Source organism: Phytoactinopolyspora halophila (assembly GCF_003287285.1).
Lineage (GTDB): Bacteria > Actinomycetota > Actinomycetes > Jiangellales > Jiangellaceae > Phytoactinopolyspora_A > Phytoactinopolyspora_A halophila.
Genome location: NZ_QMIG01000045.1, coordinates 1 through 25,699, shown reverse-complemented (window position 1 = coordinate 25,699; position 25,699 = coordinate 1). Strand labels below are relative to the sequence as shown.

At 67.2% G+C, this 25,699-nt stretch carries 20 protein-coding genes and 1 CRISPR repeat array; of the genes, 11 read left to right on the top strand and 9 right to left on the bottom strand.

Annotation, left to right across the window (positions count from 1 at the left end):
- Window positions 1–49 precede the first annotated feature (49 nt).
- Window positions 50–997, top strand: coding sequence for a nucleoside hydrolase (locus tag DPM12_RS21580; RefSeq protein ID WP_112260417.1), 948 nt, complete (start codon window positions 50–52; stop codon window positions 995–997).
- Between the two features lie 472 nt (window positions 998–1,469).
- On the opposite strand, the gene DPM12_RS21570 is transcribed toward DPM12_RS21580, so the two are convergent.
- Window positions 1,470–3,212 carry an MDR family MFS transporter gene (locus DPM12_RS21570; protein ID WP_211659218.1) on the bottom strand — a complete coding sequence of 581 codons (1,743 nt, stop codon included), beginning with the start codon at window positions 3,210–3,212 and terminating at the stop codon, window positions 1,470–1,472.
- 191 nt (window positions 3,213–3,403) lie between these two features.
- Here DPM12_RS21570 and DPM12_RS21565 point away from each other — a divergent pair, with 191 nt between their 5' ends.
- From DPM12_RS21565 to DPM12_RS21520, 10 genes are all read left to right on the top strand, one after another.
- Window positions 3,404–5,134, top strand: a complete 1,731-nt coding sequence (locus tag DPM12_RS21565; RefSeq protein ID WP_112260416.1) for a PEP-utilizing enzyme — start codon at window positions 3,404–3,406, stop codon at window positions 5,132–5,134.
- Window positions 5,131–5,772 (top strand): GntR family transcriptional regulator, encoded by a 642-nt coding sequence (locus tag DPM12_RS21560; protein ID WP_112260415.1) that lies wholly within the window; start codon window positions 5,131–5,133, stop codon window positions 5,770–5,772. The genes DPM12_RS21565 and DPM12_RS21560 overlap by 4 nt, the downstream gene beginning before the upstream one ends.
- On the top strand, window positions 5,769–6,593 hold the full coding sequence (locus DPM12_RS21555) for a PEP/pyruvate-binding domain-containing protein (protein ID WP_112260414.1): 825 nt from the start codon (window positions 5,769–5,771) through the stop codon (window positions 6,591–6,593). The genes DPM12_RS21560 and DPM12_RS21555 overlap by 4 nt, the downstream gene beginning before the upstream one ends.
- Before the next feature lie 23 nt (window positions 6,594–6,616).
- Window positions 6,617–7,426, top strand: a complete 810-nt coding sequence (locus DPM12_RS21550) for an FAD binding domain-containing protein (RefSeq protein ID WP_158543000.1) — start codon at window positions 6,617–6,619, stop codon at window positions 7,424–7,426.
- Complete coding sequence (locus tag DPM12_RS21545) at window positions 7,423–9,588, top strand: xanthine dehydrogenase family protein molybdopterin-binding subunit (protein ID WP_211659217.1); 2,166 nt, start codon at window positions 7,423–7,425, stop codon at window positions 9,586–9,588. The genes DPM12_RS21550 and DPM12_RS21545 overlap by 4 nt, the downstream gene beginning before the upstream one ends.
- Window positions 9,585–10,028 (top strand): (2Fe-2S)-binding protein, encoded by a 444-nt coding sequence (locus tag DPM12_RS21540; RefSeq protein WP_112260412.1) that lies wholly within the window; start codon window positions 9,585–9,587, stop codon window positions 10,026–10,028. Before DPM12_RS21545 ends, DPM12_RS21540 begins: the two co-directional genes overlap by 4 nt.
- Window positions 10,025–10,900 (top strand): fumarylacetoacetate hydrolase family protein, encoded by an 876-nt coding sequence (locus tag DPM12_RS21535; RefSeq protein WP_112260411.1) that lies wholly within the window; start codon window positions 10,025–10,027, stop codon window positions 10,898–10,900. The genes DPM12_RS21540 and DPM12_RS21535 overlap by 4 nt, the downstream gene beginning before the upstream one ends.
- Before the next feature lie 74 nt (window positions 10,901–10,974).
- Window positions 10,975–11,268: a putative quinol monooxygenase gene (locus DPM12_RS21530; protein WP_112260410.1), complete on the top strand. Its 294-nt coding sequence runs from the start codon at window positions 10,975–10,977 to the stop codon at window positions 11,266–11,268.
- Entirely contained in the window at window positions 11,261–11,944 is a 684-nt protein-coding gene (locus DPM12_RS21525) for a phosphoglycerate mutase family protein (protein WP_112260409.1), read from the top strand. The genes DPM12_RS21530 and DPM12_RS21525 overlap by 8 nt, the downstream gene beginning before the upstream one ends.
- Window positions 11,941–12,804, top strand: a complete 864-nt coding sequence (locus tag DPM12_RS21520) for an MBL fold metallo-hydrolase (RefSeq protein WP_112260408.1) — start codon at window positions 11,941–11,943, stop codon at window positions 12,802–12,804. Before DPM12_RS21525 ends, DPM12_RS21520 begins: the two co-directional genes overlap by 4 nt.
- A 112-nt stretch (window positions 12,805–12,916) precedes the next feature.
- Here DPM12_RS21520 and DPM12_RS21515 read toward each other — a convergent pair whose 3' ends face one another.
- From DPM12_RS21515 to DPM12_RS21480, 8 genes are all read right to left on the bottom strand, one after another.
- Complete coding sequence (locus tag DPM12_RS21515) at window positions 12,917–15,013, bottom strand: glucosidase family protein (protein ID WP_112260407.1); 2,097 nt, start codon at window positions 15,011–15,013, stop codon at window positions 12,917–12,919.
- Between the two features lie 90 nt (window positions 15,014–15,103).
- Complete coding sequence (locus DPM12_RS21510) at window positions 15,104–16,378, bottom strand: enolase C-terminal domain-like protein (protein WP_112260406.1); 1,275 nt, start codon at window positions 16,376–16,378, stop codon at window positions 15,104–15,106.
- On the bottom strand, window positions 16,375–17,184 hold the full coding sequence (locus DPM12_RS21505; protein ID WP_211659216.1) for an SDR family NAD(P)-dependent oxidoreductase: 810 nt from the start codon (window positions 17,182–17,184) through the stop codon (window positions 16,375–16,377). The genes DPM12_RS21510 and DPM12_RS21505 overlap by 4 nt, the downstream gene beginning before the upstream one ends.
- Window positions 17,185–17,198: 14 nt before the next feature.
- Window positions 17,199–17,960 carry a carbohydrate ABC transporter permease gene (locus DPM12_RS21500; RefSeq protein WP_112260426.1) on the bottom strand — a complete coding sequence of 254 codons (762 nt, stop codon included), beginning with the start codon at window positions 17,958–17,960 and terminating at the stop codon, window positions 17,199–17,201.
- Between the two features lie 56 nt (window positions 17,961–18,016).
- On the bottom strand, window positions 18,017–18,913 hold the full coding sequence (locus DPM12_RS21495) for a carbohydrate ABC transporter permease (protein ID WP_112260404.1): 897 nt from the start codon (window positions 18,911–18,913) through the stop codon (window positions 18,017–18,019).
- Window positions 18,914–18,997: 84 nt separating this feature from the next.
- Window positions 18,998–20,272: an ABC transporter substrate-binding protein gene (locus tag DPM12_RS21490; protein ID WP_112260403.1), complete on the bottom strand. Its 1,275-nt coding sequence runs from the start codon at window positions 20,270–20,272 to the stop codon at window positions 18,998–19,000.
- Between the two features lie 29 nt (window positions 20,273–20,301).
- Window positions 20,302–21,462 carry a DUF4185 domain-containing protein gene (locus DPM12_RS21485; protein ID WP_112260402.1) on the bottom strand — a complete coding sequence of 387 codons (1,161 nt, stop codon included), beginning with the start codon at window positions 21,460–21,462 and terminating at the stop codon, window positions 20,302–20,304.
- A 44-nt stretch (window positions 21,463–21,506) separates the two neighbouring features.
- The gene (locus DPM12_RS21480; protein ID WP_112260401.1) at window positions 21,507–22,217 is read right to left on the bottom strand and encodes a FadR/GntR family transcriptional regulator; all 711 of its coding nucleotides are present in this window, start codon (window positions 22,215–22,217) and stop codon (window positions 21,507–21,509) included.
- Window positions 22,218–22,704: 487 nt separating this feature from the next.
- A CRISPR array of direct repeats spans window positions 22,705–25,598; the repeat unit is 28 nt; unit sequence GTGCTCCCCGCGCACGCGGGGATGATCC.
- Between the last annotated feature and the right edge of the window lie 101 nt (window positions 25,599–25,699).

Below are 25,699 nucleotides of genomic sequence, written 5' to 3'. Positions count from 1 at the left end.
TCGGCCGGGGCTGTCAGGGGGCAGCCCCGGCCGATTCTAGAATGATCCGGTGCCTATCCCGCTGGTCATCGACACGGATCCCGGCGTTGACGACATGCTGGCGCTGCTCGTCGCCACGGGCAGCCCAGAGATAGATCTACGGGCCGTGACCACCACGTACGGCAACGTCGATCTCCCTACCACCACCCGGAACGCGCACCGCATCATGCGGCTCGCCGGACGGCCGGACGTTCCCCTCGTCGCCGGTGCCGATCGCCCGCTCGTTCACCCGTACGTGTCACGCACGTCGGACGTTCACGGCGATGACGGCCTGGGCGGTATGGGTCATCATCTCGACGACCGGCCCTCCGCGAACTCCAGAGCCGAGCCCGCTCCCCCGCGTGCCATCGACGCCATCGCCGACGTGGTTCGCAGCTCCAGCACGCCGGTGACCCTCGCCGCTCTCGGCCCGTCCACCAACGCGGCCCTGTTCCTCGCTCGCTATCCGGATCTCGCCCGGCAGCTGGACCGGATCATCATGATGGGTGGCGCCATCGCTGGTGGCAACATCACGCCGGTGGCTGAATTCAACGTTGCCAGTGACCCAGAGGCCACACAGCGAGTCTTTTCTGACGATGTTCCCGTCTGGATGGTCGGCCTGGACGTGACCCACAAGGCACTGGTTGATCGCGCCTGGATGGATAGCTTGCGCGACCGGGGCCCGGCCGCCCAGACGGCCATGAATGTCATGCAGCACTACTTCGACTGGGCTCACGCGCAGGGTCGCGACCGCGCCACCGTGCACGACGCGGTCGTACTCGCGGAACTCATCGCTCCAGGAACACTCCACTTCGACACGGCCGACGTCACCATCGAAACTGGCTTCGGGCCAGCACGCGGCTGCACCGTGACCACGCGCCATCCAGCCGGTCGGCACCGTGTAGCAGTCGACGTGAACGCTGATGCCGCCACAACACTGATCGCAGAACGCATCGCCGCCGTCGGTACCGCTGCCTAGCACAATGGCGCAACTCGGCAGTCACGCTGTAACCTTGCAGCCTGACATCGACCGACCCAAAATCCCATGATCAGCCGACAACCTCGCTGGTCAATTAGGGGTGCTCCCCGCGCACGCGGGGATGATCCGGACGCCGGGACCGGTCTCGGCGCCGGCGCGACCGTGCTCCCCGCGCACGCGGGGATGATCCGTAGGCGTCAGTGCGGGCACCGGGGTCTCGGCCCTGCTCCCCGCGCATGCGGGAATGACCCCGAGTCACTCACGACTACATGCGCCAGGCCAGCGTGCTCCCCGCGCACGCGGGGATGATCGTCAACGATCACGCAGGCATCGAGCGTATCGATCGCGAGGGACGTCACCTCGCATGCGGGCCATGATCGGGTGTGGAGTTTCCGCGCCATGTGTGCGGAAAATCAGCCGCTATAGCGACCTGAACGCCACACACGGGCAATCGAAACTCCACACCCGATCATCAGAACCGGTGCCGGCAGGTCACTCCGTTCCGGTAACTGGCAGGGCGCTCGACAGGCCCGCCGTCGTCCCCGTACACACCGCCGCCGTGCACACCGCCGTCGCCGTACTCGCCATCATCGCTGTACGCACCGTCACCAATGTGCGCGCCGGCACCGGATGCGTTGCCGTGCTCGGCTGCGCTGTACTCGTCGCCGTACTCGCCTGCGCTGCGGATCGTCGTGCGAAGCGTGTCCTCACGCAGGAAGAGCACCGCCACGAAGGCGATCACGGCCGCGAATACCGACACCCCGAAGACGAGCGCCGTGGCGTCAGCGTAAGCCTGCTCGACCACCGTGCGCACGGGAGATGGTAGCTCGGACACGTCGAGCGACGTCGAGCCGCCGAGCTGCGCCGCGTCGGCACCGCCGGCATCACCCTGGAGGCCTCGCAGCCCTTCAGCAATCGAGCTGGTCACCCGCGTGGCGAGGATCGCTCCGAGCACCGACACCCCGGTCGCTCCGCCCAGGGTGCGGAAGAACGTGACCGTGGACGTTCCCGCGCCGAGATCGCGGTAGTCCAACCGGTTCTGCGCGGCCAAGACCAGGTTCTGCATCGTCGAGCCGACACCGATCCCCATCACGCCCATGTAGATGTTGACGTGCCACACCGGTGTCGTGTGGTCAATGGTGGACAGCAACGCGAGCCCGACGATGATCAGGCTGGTGCCGCCCACCAAGAACCTCTTCCACCGGCCCGTACGCGAGACCAGCTGGCCGGTGATGGTCGTGGCGAGCATGAGCCCGACGACCATGGGAATGGTCAGCAGGCCGGACTCCATCGGCGCGAAGCCGCGCGCGACCTGGAAGTACTGGGCGAAGAAGACCGGCGCACCGAACATCGAGATCCCCACGGCCACGCTGGCGACGATGGCCAGGGTCATGGTGCGTTGCCGCATCAACCGCGGTGGCACCACGGGATCGACGGCCCGCCGCTCGGCCAGCACCGCAGCAACGATGACCAGCATTCCCGCACCGATGCAGGCCAGGCTGGTCCACGACACCCACGCGAAGCTCTCACCCGCGAACGTCACCCACACGAGGAGGATGCTGATGCCTCCCGGGATGAGCAGCGCTCCACGCCAGTCGATCGGTGTCGTGATCTTGAGCACCGGCAGGTGCAAGGTCCGCTGCAGGAGGACGAGCGAGACCACCGCTACCGGCGCACCGACCCAGAAGCACCAGCGCCATCCCAAGAACCCGGCGTCGACGATGAACCCGCCCAGCACGGGGCCGCCGACGGTGGCCACCGCCATGACCGCACCGAAGTAGCCCATGTACCGGCCGCGTTCGCGCGGGCTGACCAGCGATCCCAGGACGATCTGCACGAGCGCCTGGAGGCCTCCCATGCCGACGCCTTGCAGCACCCGGAAACCGATGAGCATCGACGTGCTCTGCGCGAATCCGGCGAGGATCGATCCGAGCACGAAGATGGTGATCGCCAGCTGGACCAGGAGCTTCTTGTTCATCCGGTCGGAGAGTTTGCCCCAGATCGGCGTCACCGCCGTGGCTGCGAGGAGCGTCGACGTCACCACCCAGGTGTATTGCTCCTGGGTACCGCCGAGATCGGCCAGGATCGGGGGAAGCGCGTTGGCGACGATGGTGCCCGAGAGCATCGCCACGAACATCGCGAGGAACAGCCCCGACAGCGCCTGCAACACCTGGCGATGTGATATCGCCGCATCTCCATTTGTGGCCGTTGTCATGGACACATCACGGAATCGAGTCCGGCTCTCCTAGAAAGTTGGTCGATACAACCATATGGCGGGCGGGCGTACTCCGCAACTCGACGCCAACCACGCGATTTACGCCTCTTCGCGGTGAACCCTTGACATGACCCAGATCACACTCGATTATCGATAATCAATAGAACGGGCAGCATCGCCTGGAGGCTCTCATGACTCAACCGATCGCCACGTTCTTCGGCGACGACGAGTTCCCCATCACGTGGGAAGAAGGGCAGCAACAGCTCCTGTGGGTGCATGACGACCTGCACATCCCCAACCCCGTCTCCCCCATGTACGCCGACATCGGCGGCTGGTGGCTCAAGTGCGACTACATGTTCCGCCGCTTCGGAACGCCGTTCGCGTCGGACTGGATCGTCAAGATCATCAACGGTTACGTCTACACCGCCGCGGTCCCGGCCACCAAGGGTTTGAGCGCCGAGGCATTCGAATACGGCGCCCGCTACACGCCCCGCACGCCCCTGGATGACAACTACGCCGCAGAGATCGGCGGCTACCTCGGCTGGACACTCCCCTACTACGCGGAGAACTTCCTCGACTGGTGGCACGGCCGCCTCGTGCCCGAGATCACGCGCAACTTCGAGCGGTTCGACACCTACGACTACGAGAACGCCAGTCTCGTCGAGTTGGCGATCTTGCTCGAAGACGCCATCGACATGCACGACCGGCACTGGCAGATCCACTGGGTCCTCAACTTCGCCCAGTTCTCGGCCACCACGAACCTGAACGCGCTCATCGCCGAGGTCAAGGGCGAGGGAGATCACAGCGCGCTCATGGGACGGCTGCAAAGCTCGACGACGAATCGCAACTGGGATTCGATCGAAGAGCTCTGGAAGATCAAGGAGAAGATCGTCAGCAGCCCGAACAGCCCGGTCGCCCGGGCGTTCGAGCAACAGTCGGCAGGCGACGTGCTCGCGGAACTTCGCCACGCCGACGAGGGCCGCCAGTTCCTGGACACGGACATCGAACAGTACCAGCAGGTCTTCGGCTACAAGTCGATGTACGCGCACGAGTTCGCGTTCAAGACGTGGCGCGAAGACCCCTCTCCGATCATCGAAGCCATCCGCGGCTACATCGAGACCGGCTACAGCTTCCCCGACGAGATCGCTGCCGTGGCCAAGGATCTCGAAGCGGCCAAGGCCGAGGTCATGGAGGGTGTGCCGGAGGGCGAGGATCGCGACCGCCTCGCACACGCGCTCGACTTGAGCCTGCGCATGAACCCCCTCACTCCGGATCATCACTTCTACATCGATCAGGGCACCAACGCGCGGGTCCGCCTCGTGTTGATCGCCATCGGAAAGAAGCTGACCGAGGCGGGCAAGCTCGACGATCCCGAAGACGTGATGTATCTGAAATACAACGAGCTGCGCACGCTCATGGCCGGCAGCAACTCGTTCGACCAGCGCGAGCTCGTCGGGAACCGGCGCGACGAGCGCGAGGCGGCGTACGAGATCCGCCCACGGGACTGGGTGGGTACCGCCACCGAGGAACACCTGGCGTTCCCGTACCTGTCGCTGTGGGGATTCCCGGAGAAGCTGTACCGGCCCCAGGCCACGACCGAGGACGAGGTCCGGGGCCTGGCGGCATCGGCGGGGGTTATCGAGGGCACCGCACGCGTGGTGCTCTCGCAGGAGGAGTTCGACGACGTGGAACGCGACGAGATCGTCGTCTGCCGGATGACGAGCCCGGCCTGGGTCGTGCTCTTCACCAGGATCGGCGGCCTGGTCACAGACGCCGGCGGGATGGCCTCGCATCCGGCGGTCGTGTCCCGCGAGTTCGGGCTCCCCGCCGTCGTCGGCACATCGGACGCCACCCGGCGGATCGCGACGGGCGATCGCGTACGCGTCAACGGGACGACGGGGTTGGTGCAGGTTCTGTCATGACACTGGAACGCACGGTGATGCGCGAGCGCATCAAGGAGCTGGTCATCGAGCGCATTCTCGACGGCACGTACAAGCCGGGGGAACGGGTCGTCGAGTTGCAGCTCGTCAACGAGCTCAACGTCAGCCAGGCGCCGGTCCGCGAGGCCCTGCGGGATCTTGAGGCGATGCGGTTCATCGAATCCCAGCCCTACCGCGGGGCCCGCGTCCGGGCCGTGACGGCCGAAGAGCTGGGCGAGACGTATCCCGTGCGTGCCGCGCTCGAAGAGCTCGCTGGCCAGCTCGCGGCCGTCAAGGTGGACGAGAACCTCATCGCCAAGCTGGAGTCCGAGATCGATGGCATGCGGACCGCCGCGCGGGCGCAGGACCAGCACGAGCTGCTCGTTCACGACGCCCGCTTCCACGAGCTGATCGTGGAAGCGGCGGAGAACTCCGTGCTCCTCGAGGCCTGGAGCGGCCTGCGCATCGAGGTCTTCACCCTGGTCAGCATGGTCAAGGCGCATCTCGATCTGGTCGCCATCCCCGATTCTCACCTGCCGATTCTCGATGCCCTGCGCGAAGGCGATCCCACCCTGGTCGGCAAGGAGCTGCGCACGCACATCGAATCGTTCGGCGCGCTGGTGACGGGAGCGGACACATGAGCGACGCACTACTCGTGCTGGATCTCGACGACCCGCGCACCTGCGACGTCCGCCGTGCCGGAGGCAAGGGCGCGAGCCTGGCCAACATGATCCGCAACGGCATCCGGGTGCCGCCGGGATTCGTCGTCACGGCACCGGCTTTCGTCCAGGCGGTCGACGGCACGGCACTGCTCTCGGCCCTGCAAGCCGGCGATCTGGACATGGCCCGAGAGCTCGTGGCCAGCGCCCAGCCGCCACGGGATCTGGTGAAGCAGGCATACGATCGCCTTCCGGCCGGGCCGGTCGCCGTCCGCTCGTCAGCATGCGCCGAGGACGGGGACGCCGCGTCGTATGCCGGGCAGCAGGAGACCTTCCTGTTCGTCCGGGATCTCGACGACGTGCTGCGGGCGATCGTGGGCTGCTGGCTGTCCTTCTTCAGCGAGCGGGCCGTGTTCTACCGGCAGCACAAGGGCAGCCTCGACGACGTCGCCATGGCCGTGGTGGTGCAGCGCATGGTCGACGCCACCAAGTCCGGCGTGCTCTTCACCGTCGATCCCGTCACCCGGCGGCGCGACCGCGTCGTCGTCGAAGCGGCCCGGGGCATCGGCGAGCAGGTGGTCTCCGGCCAGGTCACCCCCGATCACTACACGATCGATCACCGGGGCACCGTGAAGCGGCGCCGGATCGCCGGAGAGCGGGTCATGAGCGACGACGAGCTCGCCGAGCTGACCCTGCTCGGGCTGAAACTCGCGGAGCTGAACGGGTGTCCGCAAGACATCGAGTGGGCCTACGACGACACTGGGTTGTACATGTTGCAGTCGCGCCCGGTGACGACGGTATGAGCGCGAGCCCGGAAGGAGCGCCGATGTCCTGGCACATGCCCACGACCGTCGACGAGGTGTTGCGGCTGAAGGCGAGCAAGCCCGACGCCACCGTCGTCGCCGGTGGGACGTTCCTGGGCCTGGTGATCCGGCAGGGCTTGCTGGACAGCGACGAGTGGATCTCGCTGCAGAACGTCGACGAGCTCCGCGCCTTCGGCACTGCCGGAGATCTCTCGGCCGGCGCCATGGTCACCCATCGCCGGATCGAAACGGAGCCGGCGGTGCGGCGGGACTGGCCCGGCGTGGCCGAGGCATTCGGTGTCGTCGCCAGCCCGCGGGTCCGCAACGTCGCCACTATCGGTGGCGTGCTCGCCGACGCCGACTATGCGTCCGATCCCCCGGCCATGCTCGTCGCTTCCCGCGCGGTCGCCGAGGTGGCGAGCGTCCGCGGCATGCGCCGGGTGCCAATCGAGGAGCTCATCGTCGGTCACTACGAGACCGAACTGGACGACGACGAGATCATCACCCGGGTCCTCGTCCCCCGTCCCACGGGCAGCGCCGCGTACCGCAAGCTGCGGACCAGATCGCGGGAGGATCGTCCCGCCGTGTCGGTCGCCGCGGTCCGCGAGACCGGCGGCGTCCGCGTCGTCGTCGGGGCGGTCAGCGACCGGCCCCGACACTACCCGGACATCTGCGCCGAGTGGCGGCCCGGTGACGAACAGAGCACGCGGGAGGTCGCCGCCGCCTACGCCGACCGGATCCCGTGTCTCGACGACGGCCGGGGTTCCGCCGAGTACCGGCGCCAGGTGGTGAGCGTCGAGGTCCGCCGCGCATTGATGCAGGTGAGCCGATGACCGCCGACATGCGCCGCTCCCCCGGGCCGTCTCCGGCAGATCCCCGCGTCGTCGGCGGCCTCGACTACTCGATCGATCACCACGTGCCGGGTGCGTGGCACCTGCGCCTCGTGCGCTCCGACGTGGCTGCCGGCCGGGTGGTCGACATCGACACGACGGGGGTCGAGAGCGACGTCACCATCATCACCCCCGCCGATGTCGCCGCGTACGGCACGTTCGGCTGCCAGATCGCCGACCAGCGCGTGCTCGCTGCCGAACCCAAGTTCGCCGGCGACCCCGTTGTCGCCGTCGTCGCGCCGACGCCGGAGGCAGCCCGGGAGGCCGCGGCGAGCATCCAGCTCGACTACGACGAGGCCCACGGCGTCTTCAACGAGTTCGAGGCGGCAACCGCGTCGGCGCCGCTCGTGCACACCTCGCACGCGAGCGCATCGGGCGACGCCGCCTACTTCGCCATGCGCCCGCTCGACGGCACCAACGTGTGCCACCGCTTCCGCATCCGCACCCCCGAACTGCGCGGGTACGACGAGCCCGAACTGATCCGGGAGCTGCCGCCGCTGGACGACGCCACGATGTCCGACGCCTTCGCCGGATCCGACATCGTCGTTGAGGAGACGTTCCGCACGCCAGCGGCCGCCCACGTGCCCATGGAACCGCACGCCACCACGGCCCAATGGGTCGACGGCCGCCTGGAGGTGATCACCGGGACGCAGACGCCGTTCAACCTGCGCCAGGACCTCGCGGCCCTCTTCGGGCTCGATCCCGCCGACGTCCGCGTCGTCGCCCCGGCCATGGGTGGCTCGTTCGGCGCCAAGACGTTCATGCGCACCGAGGCGATCACCGCGGTCGCCGCCGCGTTCACCGGCAAGCCGGTGCGCTGCGTGCTCGACCGCGACGAGGTCTTCTCCGAGGTCACCCGGCATGCCAGCACGGTGTGGATGCGCATGGGCGCCACCCGCGAGGGCCGGTTCGTCGCCAAACAGATGGTCGCCTACGTCAACACCGGCGCCTACGCCGACTGCGGGCCGGGCGTGGCGCAGAAGCTGGGCTACGCGGGTGTCGGGCCGTACCGGTTCGACCACGTGGCGGTCGACTCCTACTGCACCTACACCAACCTCCCGCCTGCCGGGGCGTTCCGTGGCTACGGCGCGATGCAGTCGGCGTGGGCATCCGAACGCCTGGTGGACATGCTCGCCGGCGAGCTGCACATCGATCCGGTGGAGCTGCGCCGGATGAACCTCCTGCGGGACGGCGACGCGTTCTGCACCGGCGAGATCATGCACGACACGCACTTCGAGGAGCTCCTCGACGACGCTGCCAAGGCTGTGGCCTGGAACGACGGGCGCGACGGCAAGGGTGTGGCGATCATACTCAAGGGCATGCAGACACCCAGCCGCGCCGAGGTCGCGATCCACGCGCTTCCCGACGGCCGGTTCGAGGTCCGCAGCGCGACCGCCGACATGGGCCAGGGCGCGCCCGAGGCGCTCACCCGCATGGCCGCCGACGTACTGGGCGTGCCGCCCGAGCACATCGTCGTGCCACCACCGGACACCGATCTTGCCCCGTATGACACCCGGACGACGTCCAGCCGCTCTACCCACATGATGAGCCGTGCGCTCGCCGCCGCGGCCGACGACCTGCGGGCGAACGGCACGGTCGGGCATGGCCGGATCGTCAACGACGGCGGGCTGGACCCGGACACCGGCACGGGTGTGGCGTCGTCGCACTGGCACCAGGGCGCCGCGGCGGCGCACGTGGACGTCGACGACGAGACGGGGATCATCGACGTGCGCTCGCTCTACGCGACGTCGTACGCCGGGCGCGTCGTGCACCGGGCCGCGGCGGAACTGCAGAACGAAGGATCGATGATCATGTCGCTGGGTACGGCACTGTTCGAGGAACTCACCTACGTCGACGGCCAGCTGGTGAACCCGAACCTGTCGGAGTACAACATCGCCTCGGCCCTGGATGGCGCGACGATCCACCACCGGCTGCTGGAGACTCCCGGTGCCGAGGTCCACGGGCTGGGCGAGACCGCGGTGCCGCCGGTACCTCCGGCGCTCGGCAACGCCGTGGCCAGCCTGGGCTACCACCCGTGCAGGCTGCCCATGACACCGGAGCGTGTCCTCGCCTCCCGCGTGCACCCGCGGCAGGAGGCACCATGAAAATCACGCTGAGCGTCAACGACCGCAGCGTCGACGTCGACGTCGCGCCGAGCACCATGCTGGTCGACGTCCTGCGCGACGAGCTCGGCATCACCAGCGCTCGCGCCACCTGCGGCGTCGGGCTGTGCGGTACGTGCACCGTGCTGCTCGATGGCCGGCCCGTCTCGTCGTGCCTGCTGATGGCACCCCTGGCCATCGGAAAGCGGATCACCACCGTCGAGGGACTTCCCGACGACGACGCGGTGGTGCGCTGCTTCTCCGAACGCCACGCGTTCCAGTGCGGCTTCTGCATCCCGGGCATGGTGCTCACGGCCAGGGACATGATCGACACCGGCCGGGCGAACACGCCGGAGGAGATCCGCGAGGGTCTCGGCGGGAACCTGTGCCGGTGCGGCTGTTACGTCAAGATCGTCGACGCGATCGAGGAGGCGGCGCGGTGAGATACGTGACGTACGAATCCCGGGGACGGCAACGCGTCGGGTACCTCGACAGCGACACTGGGGACCGCGACGGTGGCGACGGTGGGGACGGCGGTGACGTCGTGATCGACGCCGGGTTCGACGGGGACATGGTCGCCTTCATCGAGGCCGGTGCCCCGCTCGGCCAGACCCGGCCCGTCTCCGACGCCGTGCTGCGTGCCCCGCTGCGGCCGCGCACGCTGCGCGACTTCATGGCGTTCGAGGGCCACCTGAAGAACGCCTTCGCCGGGCTGGGCAAGCAGATACCGGACGAGTGGTATGCCGTACCCGCCTACTACAAGGGATTGCCGGAGACGGTCATCGGCCCGGACGAGGAGATCCCGTGGCCGTCGTACACGGAGAAGCTCGACCACGAGCTGGAGCTGGCCGCCGTCATCGGACGCGCCGGCAAGGACATACCCCGTGCCCGGGCGATGGACCACGTGTTCGGCTACACGATCTGGAACGACATGTCCGCCCGCGACGTGCAAACGCGCGAGCTTCCCGTCGGGATGGGCCCGTGCAAGGCCAAGGACTGGGACGGCTCGAACGTCCTTGGCCCCTGCATCGCCACTCCCGACGAGTTCGGCGCTGCCGGGATCGTGCTGCGGGTCCGGGTGAACGGCGAGGTGTGGGGCGAGGACACCAGCACGAACATGCACCACACGTTCGCCGACATGATCGCCTACGCGTCCCGGGACCTCACCGTGCGTGCCGGTGAAGTCCTGGGCTCGGGCACCATCGCCGGTGGTTCGGGTCTCGAACTCGGCCGGTGGCTGCAGCCCGGCGACCTCGTCGAGATGGAGGCCGACGGGATCGGTGTCCTGCGCAACCGTGTCGGCCCGGGTCCCTGACATGGCCGAAACGAGCCGGGATCCGGACAGCTCCAGCCCTGACCGAAAGTCGTCGAAATGAAGGGGCGAAAGACATGCCATTCGTGGTCGCCGCCATCTGGAAGGCCAAGCCCGGCGAGGAGAAGCGGGTGGAGGACGTCATCCGCACGATGACGCCGCTGTCGCGGGCCGAAGAGAAGAACCTCTACTACCAGGCCCACGTCTCCCCCGACGATCCCCGGACGTTCTTCCTCTACGAGCAGTACGTGGACCAAGCGGGATACGAGGAACACAAGGCGAGCCCGCACTTCCAGGAGCACGTGTTCGGCTACATCATCAACTATCTGGAACACCGCGAGGTCGCGACGTACGAGACGATCGATGTCTGACACCTCCTCCGCCCGCGTCATCCTGCTCCGGCACGGGGAGGTCACCTCGCACAAGGGTGACGTCCCCGTGACGCAGCGCGGGCTGAACGCCGCCCGTCACGCGGGCAAGTCCATCGGTGCCGGACGGACCGGCCCGATCACGGTGCTATACGGCGGCACCCGGCGCACCCGGGAGACCGCCGAGCAGATCGTGGAGGGCGTCGGCGATCCGGGCCGGGTGTCCGGACCGGCGAACGCCTTCGCGCTGCGCAACCCCGACGTGTACGTCTGCGGCGTGCGGGTGGACATGGTCAGCTCTGCGGCGGCACTCGCCGCGCAGGTGCCGGGCCTGGACGAGCACGACGCGGGCGCCCATCCGTTCTTCGCCGAGTTCATCCCCGCACCTGACCGGATCGGCTGGTGGCTGTCGCTTCCCGATCCACCCGGCGAGAACGCCGATGCCGTCGCCGACCGGGTCGCGGCGTTCGCACGCAGCACCGCCGATCCCGGGCCGCTGCGCGGCAGCCTCGTCGTCGGCGTGACCCACTCCCCCGTGATCCGCTCGATCCTGCGTCGCAGCAGCGGGCACGACCCCGGCGAACCGGCCTACGTCACCGGAGCGGAGCTCGTGGTGCGTCGGGACGGCTCCATGACGATCCACCAGTACGACCCAGCGGGTGACGAGGAGGCGACATGAAGAACGTGACCGGCGACGTCTGGACCGACACCACCCTTCGCGGCTGCAACCCCAGCATGGTGGTCACCAGCGAGGGCGTCGTCGTCATCGACACGCCGCAGCTGCCGACGAAGGCCGTGTCCATGCGTCAGGAGGCGGAATCGCACGGGCCGATTCGATACGTGGTGAACACCGAACACCACGTGGACCACATCTTCGGCAACTACTACTTCAAGGGTGCCGGCTCCGTCGTGCACCACCAGGGTGTCCACGACAATTTCATGGAAGTCACGCCGAACCTCGATTCGTTCGCCTACGCCTACGAGGCGGTCCCCACCGACGATCCCGACGGTGCGGAACTCTTCCCCGACCGGGAAACGTACTTCGCCGACCCCAACGACGGCGACATCATCTTCACCGGCGATCTGACCCTGCGCGCCGGCAGCCACACGTTCGAGTTACTGCACACCCCCGGGCACACGCCCGGCCAGATCGCCGTGCACGTCCCCGAAGAGCGCGTCGTGTTCACCGGAGACACGATCTTCTCCGAATGCCAGACCTGGCTGATGGGCTCCAACGTCACACAGTGGCTCGCCGCCCTCGACCGCATCGCCACGCTCGACGTGGACTGGGTGATACCCGGCCACGGCGACGTCGTGACACTCGCCTACCTCGCCCGGCAGCGGGCCAACCTCCTGGACTGGGTTCGAGCTGTCTCCGACGCCGTCGCGCGCGGCTGGTCGCGCGAGGAAACCGTGGCCCGGGTGAACTTCGCCGAGCGCTACCCCGTCGACATCGGCCAGGAATACATGATGGACCACGTCCAGACCCTCAACGCCGGCTCCCTCTGGGACAAGATCACCCAGGGCCGCCCCGCCTAGCTGCGAGGGCTCACGGCCCGTTGGATGATCGATGTGGAGTTCTGCACCTTCTGCGCGGAGAAAGGGCCGCTATTACGACCTCAGCGCCACACACCACCGGCCGAAACTCCACTCACCATTCCGACGGCACCACGTCGCCACCGATGACGTCGTAGCGGCGGCCCTGCACCACCAGGCCCTCCAGCCGCGCGTTCGGGTCGAGGTCGGCGATGCATCCACCGGCACGCACGCCGCCATCGAGATCCACCTCCAGTCCGAAGATCCCGGCCAGCACCAGCTCGCACCAGGAGCCGGCCGAGGAACACGACCAGTCGATGATGTACGGCAGCTGCGGCGGGGTCTTGCGCGCCCCGCCGTTGATCGGCTCGATCGCTTCCTCGACGAAGTGTGCCTGCCCGGGAGGGCCCTGGTTGGCCGTCCCGGCCAGGCCCGGAAGCCACTCCAGGACGACCTCGGGATGGCCGAGCGTGATGGCAGCGCGCGCCGCCTCCGGCGGCCAGGCGGGATAGGCACCGTTCCACTGGTGATCCGCCCGCACGGAGTAGCCGGCATCCTCGTCCCAGGGGGACAGCGCCCGCATCCACGCGGGCGTGCGCAGCTCCTCGACGAAGAAGCGCACCATCTCGTCTCGCTGCCGCGCGGGCAGGTCAGCGCCGACGGTGGTCCCGACGGTGGCGAAGTCGTAGCAATGCCGGCACTCGACCAGCGAGCCGTCGGGCTGGCGGGTGTGGAAGTATCCCTTCCCGGGCACGTAGAGCTCGTTGACCAGGTTCAGGAGCTCGTCGGCCTGGGTCCGCAGCTCGTCCGCCGCGGCCCGCTGCCCCCGGAACTCGCTGATCTCCGCCGCGGCGCGCATGTTCCACACGTTCGCGGCGTTGAGGCTCGCGACCTCGTGAACGTAAGTGCTGACGCATTCCAGCAGGTTGTCGATCTTGCCGTAGTCCGCGAGCCCGGACGCCGACCGCAGACCCTGCCAGGCCGTCGCCCAGTAGCGCACGTGGTCGGCCAGGCTGCGCGTCTGCCCGCTCGACGAGGTCAGCTTCTCGTCGAGGAAGCCGTCGTCCCCGTGAAGCCGCAGGTAGTCGTTGACCAGCCGGGTCATCGCGTAGTGGTTGACCGAGTACCAGCGGCCCACGGGTCCACCCGTCAGCCACTCGGTCCCGTAATGATGGTCGATGTCCAGCCCCACCCAGTGCGCGATCTGGCGGCGCATGACGTCGGGGTCGAGCAGGGCATGCACGTACGAGCTCAGCGAGTAGTCCCAGATGAACGTCGTCGTCTGCCAGTAGCGCGGCATGAGCGTGTCGTACGTGCGGCCCAGCACCGACGCGGGGTTGTCCCGCCGGAACCACAGCACCCCCATGGCGCCCCACCAGTAGAGCCGCCGCAGGGCGTCGTTCCCGGTGACCAGCACCGGGAGGTTGCCCCCGAACTCGGTGTTGCCCGGGGTGAACATGGCCGCCAGGTTCGCGTCCCACGTGGTGCGAGCGGCCGCGACGGCGCCGGGCACGTCGGCCGCGATGCGCTCGTAGGCCGCCGTGACCTCGGCCTCGCCGCCACCGATGACATGCAGGTACGCGAACGTTCGACGCTGACCGGCGGGGACGTCGACCCGGGCCTCGATCATGCGGGCCGTGCCGTTCGCGTCCGTCACGTCGCGGCCGGAACCGTCCACCAGGCCCTGCACGCTAACGGCGGACCCGTCGTCCGGCCGGCCCACGCGCCGCGCGCCGTCGACCGTGACCGAGTTGGCCGCCTGCGGTGGCGGCCCGGCCAGCCACGGTTCGCCGGAGCGGGTGACCGTCGAGTCGATCCACAGCCCGAGCCGCAGCTCGCGGTCCTGCGCGCCGTCGTTGGTGACGTCGATGCGCACGATGATTCCGGCTTCACCCGGCGGGCACACCGTCGTGGTGTGCACCTGCCAGTCGTCGATGCGCGTGCGCCGCAGCACCTGGTCCGGGCGCCACTGCACCTCCACCGCCTCACCGTAGGAGCGGGCCAGCCGCCCGCCCAGATACAGCTGGCCGGTCACGCAGTCGCCCTGGGACACCGGCGGGACGTTGAGGGAACGCACGGCGACGACGTCGTGATCGGCCTGCGCGGTGGCGAGATGGTTCGTCAGCCCCGGCGGATTGATCATGTCGTCGTAGCGGTCGACGATCACATCGCTGGTGAAGTCCTCGACGGTGGGAATGGTGGGGATGCTCATCGTTTCCTTCCTGACGGCCGGCCCGAGGATCCCGGCTCGGATGCTCCCGCGGGTGACCGGTATTCGACGTGACGTGGGGATTGCCGGTGCTCAGTAGGGTTCGGTCTCCAGCGCTGCCGGGCGGCCACCGATTGCCGGGTCGGCGTAGTCGTGATTGGGCAGCAGCGGGTACCAGCCCGGCCGGCCCGGGTCGCGGTCATACGGGTACGGGCCGAGTTCGCGATACAGCTCGGCGTATTCCGCCACCTTCTCCCGGTCGAGACGTACCCCCAGGCCAGGCGCGTCGGGCACCGCGATCGCGCCGTCGTCGTAGGGCATCTTCCCGCCGGCGATGACGTCGTCGCGCAGGTGGTGGTAGTGCGCGTCCGCGGCGAACGAGAGATTCGGTACGACGGCGCCCAGGTGCAGCATGGTGGCGAGCTGGATGCCCAGCTCGCCCGACGAGTGCACGGCCACCCCGAGCTGGAACGTCTCGCACACGCCGGCCGCCTTCACGCACGGGCGGATGCCGCCCCAGAAGGTGGTGTCCAGCAAGATCACATCAACGGCGGGCTGCAAGACGTTGGCCGCGAGCTGCTCGAAGTTCACGACGACGGTGTTGGTCGCCGTGGGGACGCGGGTGTTCTCCCGCACCCGTCGCATGCCGTTGAGCCCGTAGCACGGGTCCTCGATGTAGTCGTTGTCCAGGTCCGCGACACCGTTCGCGAACCGGATCGCGTCCTCCACACTGAGAACCCCGTTGGGGTCGTAGCGGAATCGATCGCCGTCGAGCTCGCCGGCCAGCGCCCGGAAGCTCTCCCGCTCGTAATCGGGGTGGAAGACCCCGCCCTTGAGCTTGTGCACGCGAAAGCCGTGCTCGGCCTTGAGCGCACGCGCATGCTCGGCGAGCTGCTCGTGGGTGCGCACCTCCCCGGACCCGTCGGCCGACGGATAGCGGTAGAACAGGTAACTGGCGAACTCGACCTTCTCTCGCACGGCACCGCCCAGCAGCGCGTGCACGGGCAGGCCCGCATGCTGGCCCAGGATGTCGAGGCAGGCGAACTCGACGGCAGCCAGCAACTGGGTGCGGTTGTTGTACAGGCTTGCGGTGGGATTGGCGAGCATGAAGCGCAGCGCCTCGGTGCGCGCCGGGTCGTGGCCCACGAGGTAGGGCTTGAGAGCGATGATGGCGTTTTCGGCGCTGGCGCCGCCGCCACCCATCTCGCCCAACCCGATGAGCCCATCGGTGGTCTCGATCTCGACGATGGTGCGCACGAATCTGCCCCAGTGCGTGCCGTTGCTGTGCCGCAGGGGAGCTTGCAGCGGAACGGTGACCGAGGTGGCGCGTACGTCGGCGATGGTGAGGCCACTTCCTGGAATCGTCATGCGTCTGCTTTCGGTAGTGCGGCGGCCAGACCGGCGGTCAGACCGCCGTCGACCTTCAGATCGGCTCCGGTGATGAATGCGGCTCGCTCGCTGAGCAGGAACTCCACGGCGTCGGCCACCTCGCGGGTGGTGCCCACCCGGCCTATGGGGTGCGAGCGGCCCCAGTCCGCGAGGACGTCGTCGGCGGGACGATCCCCGCTGAACAGGTCCGCTGCCCAGCGCAGCATCGGGGTGTCGATGGAGCCCGGGCACACGGCGTTAACCCGGATACCCTCCGGAGCGTGATCCACCGCCAGGGCCCGCATGAGGCCGAGAAGTGCGGACTTGCTGGCGGTGTAGGCCGCCACGTCCGTCTGCGTCGCGTAGGCCTGGGCCGACGAGACGAGCACGACGGCACCCCCGCCGCGGGCGCGCAGCAACGGCACTCCGATGCGGCACGCGTTGAACGCCCCGCCGACGTTGACGTCCATCACCTCGTCGTACGTGGCCGGATCGGTCACGTCGACCGTGCCGTAACGCTGCACCCCGGCGGCGCACACCAGGGCGTCGAGACCACCAAGATCGGTGCCGATCTCCGCCGCCACCTCCGCGAGCCGCTCGGCGTCGGTCACTTCCGCAGGTGCCGGCTGAAAGGTCCCGGGAGCGGCCGCAATCCCGTCAGCGACGCGGCGCAGGGCGTCGGCGTCGCGGTCGACCCCGACGACGGTGGCGCCGCGGGCGACGAGAAGCTCGGCCACGCCACTGCCGATGCCAGCGCCCGCCCCGGTGACCAGGGCGACCCGGCCCGTCCATGGATCGTCGGACACGAAGGCTCCTTCCATCAGAACTGGCCCAGTGACAGGCCACGGGTGAATGCACGTTGCGCGAGCAGGAACAGGACCACCGTGGGCAACGAGACCAGCAGCCCACCGGCCAGCACCGTCGGCATGGTCGATCCGCCGTACGTGCTCTGCAACGCCGCCAGGGCGGTCATGACCGGCCGGGTCTCCGACGACTGCGTGAGGGTCAGTCCCAGCAGCAGGTCGTTCCAGATGAGGGTGGCCTGCAAGATGAAGATCGCGACCAGCGCGCTGGTGGACATCGGCAGGTAGATCCGCCAGAAGATCCGCCACGTGGAGGCCCCGTCCACGACGGCCGCCTCGAAGACCTGGTGCGCCACGCCGGTGAAGAAGTTACGCATGACGAACGCGGCGAACGGCACGGAGATGACCGTGTAGACGAGGATCATGCCGACGCGGGAGTCGTACAGGCCGAACTCCACGTAGCCGATGAACAGCGGCATGAGGATCATCTGCAGGGGAAAGACGGTCGCGGAGAAGATGAGCACGAACCAGAGGAATCCGCGCCGCAACTTGAGCGCGACGATGGCGAAGCCGACGCCCGCACCGATCAACACGGCGATCACCGGCGCCACGATGCTGTACAGCCCGGTCGATGCCACACCCTCGCCGAGCCCGCCACGGTCCCAGGCGTTGGCGATGTTGTCCATCAGACCCGAAATGCCAGCCGGTTTCCAGGCAGATGTCGAGCCGTACTCGTCGTCGGTCTTCGCGGCGTTCGCGATGATCAGATACACGGGCATCAGCCAGAGCAGGCCGAGGACGATCAGGATGGCCTTGCGAATACGGTCCGCCACGGTCAGATCTCCTTCTTGTCCGAGAGCTGACGGCGCAGGTACATGATCGACGCCGCCACGGTGACCACGGTCAGGAAGACCGCCACGGCCGCGCCGAGCCCGTAGTCGTTGTTGACGAACGTCTCCTTGTACATCGTCAGCGCCAGGGTTTCGGACGACGTGCCCGGCCCGCCTTGGGTCATCGCCCAGATGATGTCGAACTGCTTGAGCGAACCCACGATCGACAATCCGACGACGACAGTGGTCAACGGCGCCAGCATCGGCCACGTCATGGTCCGGAACAGGGTCCAGCCCGACGCCCCATCCATCCGCGCCGCTTCGATGGGCTCCTTGGGGATCGACTGCAAACCGATACCGAACAGCAGCGCGTTGACGCCCGCAGCCTGCCAGGTCGATGCGATGATCATCACGAACGTGTTCAGCGGAGCGTCCAGCAGCCATCGGGGACGATCACCGGGGACGTTGAGGAACGTCAGGGCCTCGTCCAGCGCGCCACCCGTCTGCAGGATGAAGGTCCAGATGACACCGACCGCCACCCCCGAGATGGCGTAGGGCAACAGGAACGGCAGCCGGTACCAGAACGAGCCCTTGATCCCATCCGCGAGGACGGCGACAAGCAAACCGATCCCGACCGGGAACACCAGCGTTCCCAGCACCCACAACAAGGTGTTGCGCAGCGACACGAGGAAGCCGGCGTCGGTGAACATCGCCTGGTACTTGTCTAGGCCCACCAGTTCGGGGTCACCCAGTCCGTCGTACTCGGTGAAGCTGAGGTACGACGTCCAGACGAACGGCAGATAGAGCATCACCGCGACGATGAGCAGGCCTGGGAGGACGAAGGCGCGAGACGACCACCGGTAGGTGTCGCGAGGATTGTTCTGCACGGCAGGCGCGGTCATGGCGCTGGCTGTCCTTTCCGTGTGTGAGCCGGGAATGAACCGGCGGGTGCGAGTCGTCGGCGATCTCTCGCACCCGCCGGTCGTCTACTCCTGACCGGCCCAGTAGTCCTCGGCCTCGGCTTGCAGCCGCTCCAGACCAGGCATCGGATCCGGCGCGTTCGTGACGAACTCCCCGAAGATCTCGCTGGCCACGGAGTAGATGGGCACCGGTGTGGCCTCCAGGTATCGCTGCTGGATGGTGAAGCCGGACTCCTCGCTGTTGACCTCGTCCACCAGCGCCGAGAGAGTCGGATCCGCGACGTCGACGTTGGGGTTGAACGAGACGTCGCCACGGTCAGCGGACCACGTGTTCTGCGCTTCGTTGGTCATCCACCAGGCGCTGTACTCCAGGGCCGCTTCCTCGTTCTCGGAGCCGGCCCCAACGCACAACGGGGAGGTTTCCAGGATCATCTGGCGGTTCTCGACCTCGGGATTCATGTTCGGCATGGTGAACACGCCGTAGTCCTCACCAGCTTCGGCTCCGACGTCGGTGAGCTGGCCGGTGAAGAACGTGCCGAAGTAGGCCATGGCCACGTCACCGTTCGCCAGCAGCGCCTGGGGGTCGGTGGTGACACCCGGGTCGATGAAGTAGCCGTCGTCGATCATCTGTTTCCACTGCTCCATGACCTCGACGACTTCGGGGTCGGTGTAGCTGGCGTCGCCGGTCTGCAATCCCTCGTAGACCTCGGGGGAATTGCCGGCGAGCATCGCCTGGAACCAGACGAACTCGAAAATCATGTTCATCTGGTGGAAGGGGACCTCCCCGTTCTCCACCAGGACGTCGGCCACCTGCATGAGCTCGTCCCACGTTTCCGGAACGTCGAGGTCATACTGCTCAAACAGCTCGATGTTGTAATACACGGGCCAGTAGGCCACGTTCAGCGGCACGCAGTACTGCTTGCCGTCGTACGTGTAATTGTCGATGAGCCCGTCGGGCACCAGGCCGTTCTCCTCCGCCTCGGCCCACAGGTCCGTGGTCTCCGCCACCAGGCCCTCGTCAACCAGGTCGGCGAGCTCGCCGCCGGTGTGCCAGGTGAACAGGTCCGGAACCGAATCGGTACGGAACGACTGCTTCACGAACGAATCGAAGGCGGTCTGATCCGAGTAGCCGGTGAAATCCAGCGTCATGCCGTGCTCGCCCGAAACCTCGTTCATGGCGTCGAAGCTGGACTCCCACGCTGCTTTGTCGGTGAAGAAACCGAGAGTGACGTCCTCGTTATCGCCACCACCGCTGTCACCACCATCGCTGCCGGAGCACGCAGCCAGAATCAGGGCCAACGACGCGGTCGCGCCGATCCCCATCACGGAATTTCTCTTCATGGTTGGCACCTCACTGTGATCGGCCGGAATCAGTGCTTCTGGACGTCGAGAGCAATCTCGACGAATCGCGGCCGGTAGATCGTGACGTCGTCGTACAGATCGGCCGGATCCAGGGAGTTCACGTTGTAGGTGACCAGCACCGTGTCACCATCGCGCAGCTCGGGATGCTCGTGGGCGTTGTAGCCGTAGACGTTCTCGTTCCCGTAGCTGCCCGACGCCCCCGTCTCGGGCATGTCGTACAGCGTTGTCGGATTCACGAAGGGACCGGTCGGCGAACAACTCACGTACGCGCGAATCTCGCTGTTGAACGGAACCGACGTGTCCTGCGTCACCAACAGGTAGCCGTCGCGGAACGGCGTCACGCTGTACTCGTTCGCGACATCGTTGATGACCCGTGCGGACGAGCTTTCCTCGCGTTGCCAGCTCTCGCCGTCCCAGTAGCGCCAGCGCTCCAGGTCCGTCAGATCGCCGCCGAGCACCTTCGCCACGTGCATGTACTTGCCGTCTTCCACGTCTTCGACGCCGTAGACGTACACGTGCTCTCCGGCACGCTGGTACCACGACGCCCACTGGACACCGGACTCCGACGGCAGCGCGTCGATCGAGGTAACGTCCCAGGTTTCCGTGTCGATCGTGGCCAAGGCGTTCCCCGACCACGCCCAATCCCACGGGCCGTCGCCGAAACTCTGGAACTCCAACAACCCGATCTGCAGATCGCCCGGTCCCGTGCGCAGCCCGGCGCCGAACCAGCGCCAGTCACTGTCCGGGCCCGGCCCGACGAGACTCGCCGGGTCGTCGTCGGTTCCTCCCGTGATGGTCGTCAGGTCCGATCCGTCCTGCAGGACAACCGAGTTGTTCAAGAACGGCGTGCTCTCCGGGCGAGTGCCGTCATCGTTCACCGGACCGAGAAACGTGTCGGAGAAGATCCACGCCAGCGAACCGTCCTTCAACGGAACCGAATAGGTGCTGTCCGCGCCGGTCCAGCCCACGCCCGAATCCGCATAGTCGTTGAACAGCTGGGTCCGCCCATGGTCCACGTTCGAGGTGGCGGTGATGTCAGCGTCGGTCAGGGAGCACGTGTCCGTGGAACGCTCACGTGGGGTCTCGCCGGTTGTCGCCGTGGCGACCCCCGCAGTCAGCAGGACTGCACTTATGGAAATCGAACCTGCGATGGGTGCTGCGTGCCTCATGTCGTCACCTCGTCGTGGTCGAGTGGGGCGAATGGCGGGATGAGCTACGTCTCCTGGTGGCTGATGGCGCCGACGACGTCCACCAGATGTCGGCGCACGACCTCTCCCACCTCCTCGGATCTTCCGGCGCTGATGAGTCGGACGATCTCCTCGTGCTCGGCATGATCGGCATTCGGATCGCCGTGGATGGCGAGGATCTGACGCTGGTCATCCGCGTGGATCAGGAGAATCGAGTCGAGAACTTCCTCGATGATCCGGTTTCCGGCCGTCGCGCCGATGGCCCGGTGAAGGTCGATGTTGACCTTCCACAGGCGCTCGTCCCCGCTCTCCAGGCACTGCCGTGCGTCGTCGAGAGTCTGCTCCAGCAGCTCGATCCCGCGCGGCTCGCGCACGGCGGCAGCCTGCTCCGCGATCGGGGGTTCGATGAGCACACGGGCCTGGGTGAGTTCAACGAGGCGTTCCCGATCGGCGCGGGGCCGCACGGCATTCGGCATCACGCTGCGGTTGAAGTTCTCCCCGACGTAGATCCCCGAGCCGTGCTGGAACGACAGGATGCCCAGGCCCTCCAGGTGGCGAAGCGCCTCGCGCATCGTGGGCAGGGCCACGCCGAAGCGTGCCGCGAGCTCGCGTTGCGGGCCGATCTTCATGCCCGCTTCGAGACCTTGTTCGTGAATCATGTCGACCACTGCGGTCACGAGGCTCGAACTGAGCGTGAAGCGAGCAAGCGGCTCGTTCTTGGTCTCCGGCGCGTCCATGGCAAGTGATCTAATCACTTGGTCACTGGTATTGGCAACCCGAACCGCGCCAGAGATTTGCCCGCATGGGCATGCCGAGTGACCGCCGCGATCGCGCTAGCAGGAGCGCATGCCGCTGTCGACGCCCCGGTGGAGGACGCCATATTCGCTGGGTGAGGTGGGTGCCGACGCGAAAATGTTCCGCAGGCTGCATCAACGACGACGGGTATTCACACTGCTAATCTGACTCTGCAGGAGCAGCTACTTGAGAAATGAAGAAGATCAACGTCGATCTGGCAACGTCGACGGTGCCGAGCTGACACCCTCCGGCGGGCGCCAACTGACCCCGGCACGACAGCCCAGGCTTTTCACGCCTTCAGGTATGTCACCGACGGTTGACCATCATGCCAAGGTCGGGCCATGATCCGTAGCTGTACGGGTCAGTCCCTCCCAACACAGACTGACTCAAAATTCCATGATCGGCGCATAACGCACCAGGTCAAAAAGGGTGCTCCCCGCGCACGCGGGGATGATCCGCTTCAGCGCTTCTACGGCGGGGATCCGGAGCGGTGCTCCCCGCGCACGCGGGGATGATCCTGACGAGCCCCACTCATTACGGCGCCTAAGCCGGTGCTCCCCGCGCACGCGGGGATGATCCCCAGACGCCGTCGTTTTCCAATCGATCATCGGTGCTCCCCGCGCACGCGGGGATGATCCCTCCGTGTCGTTCTCCGATTCATCGGAGGCGGCGTGCTCCCCGCGCACGCGGGGATGATCCGCTGGCGGTGACAGCGGAAGACGTATCCCTAAAGTGCTCCCCGCGCACGCGGGGATGATCCATCCGCGGCCGCGTCCTCGGCCATGCCGAACCCGTGCTCCCCGCGCACGCGGGGATGATCCCCTCCCGGAGGAGGTGCGGAACGTCGTCGAGGGGTGCTCCCCGCGCACGCGGGGATGATCCGGGCATGGGCCGCGCCCGGGACCGCCGCGTGGTGTGCTCCCCGCGCACGCGGGGATGATCCGATGCCATCTGGTGGCTCGGAAAGCTGGAAGACGTGCTCCCCGCGCACGCGGGGATGATCCGTCATCAGACGGTGCGACCAAGTCCAAGGACGCGTGCTCCCCGCGCACGCGGGGATGATCCCGTGAATCCATCGAGGTCACAGCGCACGATAGCGTGCTCCCCGCGCACGCGGGGATGATCCTACGTCGCGGATGCCTTGCTGCATGGACAGTTGGTGCTCCCCGCGCACGCGGGGATGATCCCGGCGGCAACCTAGACGACCACGCGTTCGTCGCTGTGCTCCCCGCGCACGCGGGGATGATCCCTCGTCACTCCCAAGACGATCCAGCCCGCGAGCGTGCTCCCCGCGCACGCGGGGATGATCCTGCGCCAGCCGAGGTCGAGATCGGGTGGATCTAGTGCTCCCCGCGCACGCGGGGATGATCCCGATGTTGCCATCGTTTGAAACAGGAGAGTGGAGTGCTCCCCGCGCACGCGGGGATGATCCCAACAGGTTCCACTTACCCCACAAGGTGTAGGTGTGCTCCCCGCGCACGCGGGGATGATCCGACTGTACAGCCTGTAACACACCGTCGTTCTGTGTGCTCCCCGCGCACGCGGGGATGATCCGGCTCGGCACCCTGAGGCACTCCTATTCAGCGCGTGCTCCCCGCGCACGCGGGGATGATCCTCTTGCCCGGATGTAGCAGAGGTTGCGGGTTGCGTGCTCCCCGCGCACGCGGGGATGATCCGGCGTACCGGAAGCTAGGGAGCGTGCCGGTCGTGTGCTCCCCGCGCACGCGGGGATGATCCTTCGTGTTGTCGATGTAGGTCAGGTCGAGCGACGTGCTCCCCGCGCACGCGGGGATGATCCCGGTCGTGTACAGCTTCACGGCAGCGTCCGCGGGTGCTCCCCGCGCACGCGGGGATGATCCCTCGTCACTCCCAAGACGATCCAGCCCGCGAGCGTGCTCCCCGCGCACGCGGGGATGATCCGCCCGCCCACCTTGTCGGCCTCGGACTCCGCGTGTGCTCCCCGCGCACGCGGGGATGATCCGTACTGATCGCGGTAACGCAGCAGCCCCACTACGTGCTCCCCGCGCACGCGGGGATGATCCTGGATCACACCTCCGTGTCAGGTGTCGGTCCAGGTGCTCCCCGCGCACGCGGGGATGATCCAGTTTCTCACCAGCGAGATATTTACGTATTGCAGTGCTCCCCGCGCACGCGGGGATGATCCGCGTCTTGAGGTTCTTCACGAACTCGCGTAACCGTGCTCCCCGCGCACGCGGGGATGATCCTCTTGTGGTCGCCGCTGGGCTATTTCCGCATCAGTGCTCCCCGCGCACGCGGGGATGATCCACCGGCGGGCGAGCGCAGGTAGTCACGGTTGCAGTGCTCCCCGCGCACGCGGGGATGATCCGGTCGACGACCAGCTCGCGACGCACCCGAAGGTGTGCTCCCCGCGCACGCGGGGATGATCCTAAACTGGCCACCGCCAGCACCAACACCTGAAGGTGCTCCCCGCGCACGCGGGGATGATCCTATGCCACGGCCGAGAAAATAGATACGGCATTGGTGCTCCCCGCGCACGCGGGGATGATCCCCCAATTTGTTAATCACGTACCACAATTCGTCAGTGCTCCCCGCGCACGCGGGGATGATCCTTGAAGAAGTTCAATCGGTAGCAATTGAGGCGCGTGCTCCCCGCGCACGCGGGGATGATCCCTACGTCAACCCCCGGAGGTTACAGACCACAGCGTGCTCCCCGCGCACGCGGGGATGATCCTGATGAAGATACTTGACCTGTATTGCGGTGCAGGTGCTCCCCGCGCACGCGGGGATGATCCCTCGGCGCTGGTGGGGACGAACTTCGCGAGCTCGTGCTCCCCGCGCACGCGGGGATGATCCTCACATGCCGTCCACGTGGCGCAGGTGCTCGACGTGCTCCCCGCGCACGCGGGGATGATCCGAACTCGATCAGCTCGGCCACAACGTCGACCGGGTGCTCCCCGCGCACGCGGGGATGATCCGATCGCCAGTGTCTATCAGGGCCACCGCCGGATGTGCTCCCCGCGCACGCGGGGATGATCCGAACTCGCTCTGGGAGGCGTGCGGGTTGATCCTGTGCTCCCCGCGCACGCGGGGATGATCCTCGTAAACGTGTTGGGGCAGGAACTGAATTAGAGTGCTCCCCGCGCACGCGGGGATGATCCTTGCTTGAAGAAATTGCTATTCTTGGTCGACATGTGCTCCCCGCGCACGCGGGGATGATCCCGCTAACAGTTCTGGAGCTGAGCGCTCTCCGGGGTGCTCCCCGCGCACGCGGGGATGATCCTTCTCCATTCTATGGAAAACGACTCGCATTCTGGTGCTCCCCGCGCACGCGGGGATGATCCCTCGTGCCTACTTCGCACGCTTGGCCATGGAGCGTGCTGGTCAAGTCCCCCGTAGTGGTGTAGCGCGGTGTCCTTCGGTTTGGTGTTAGGCGCTGAGTGCG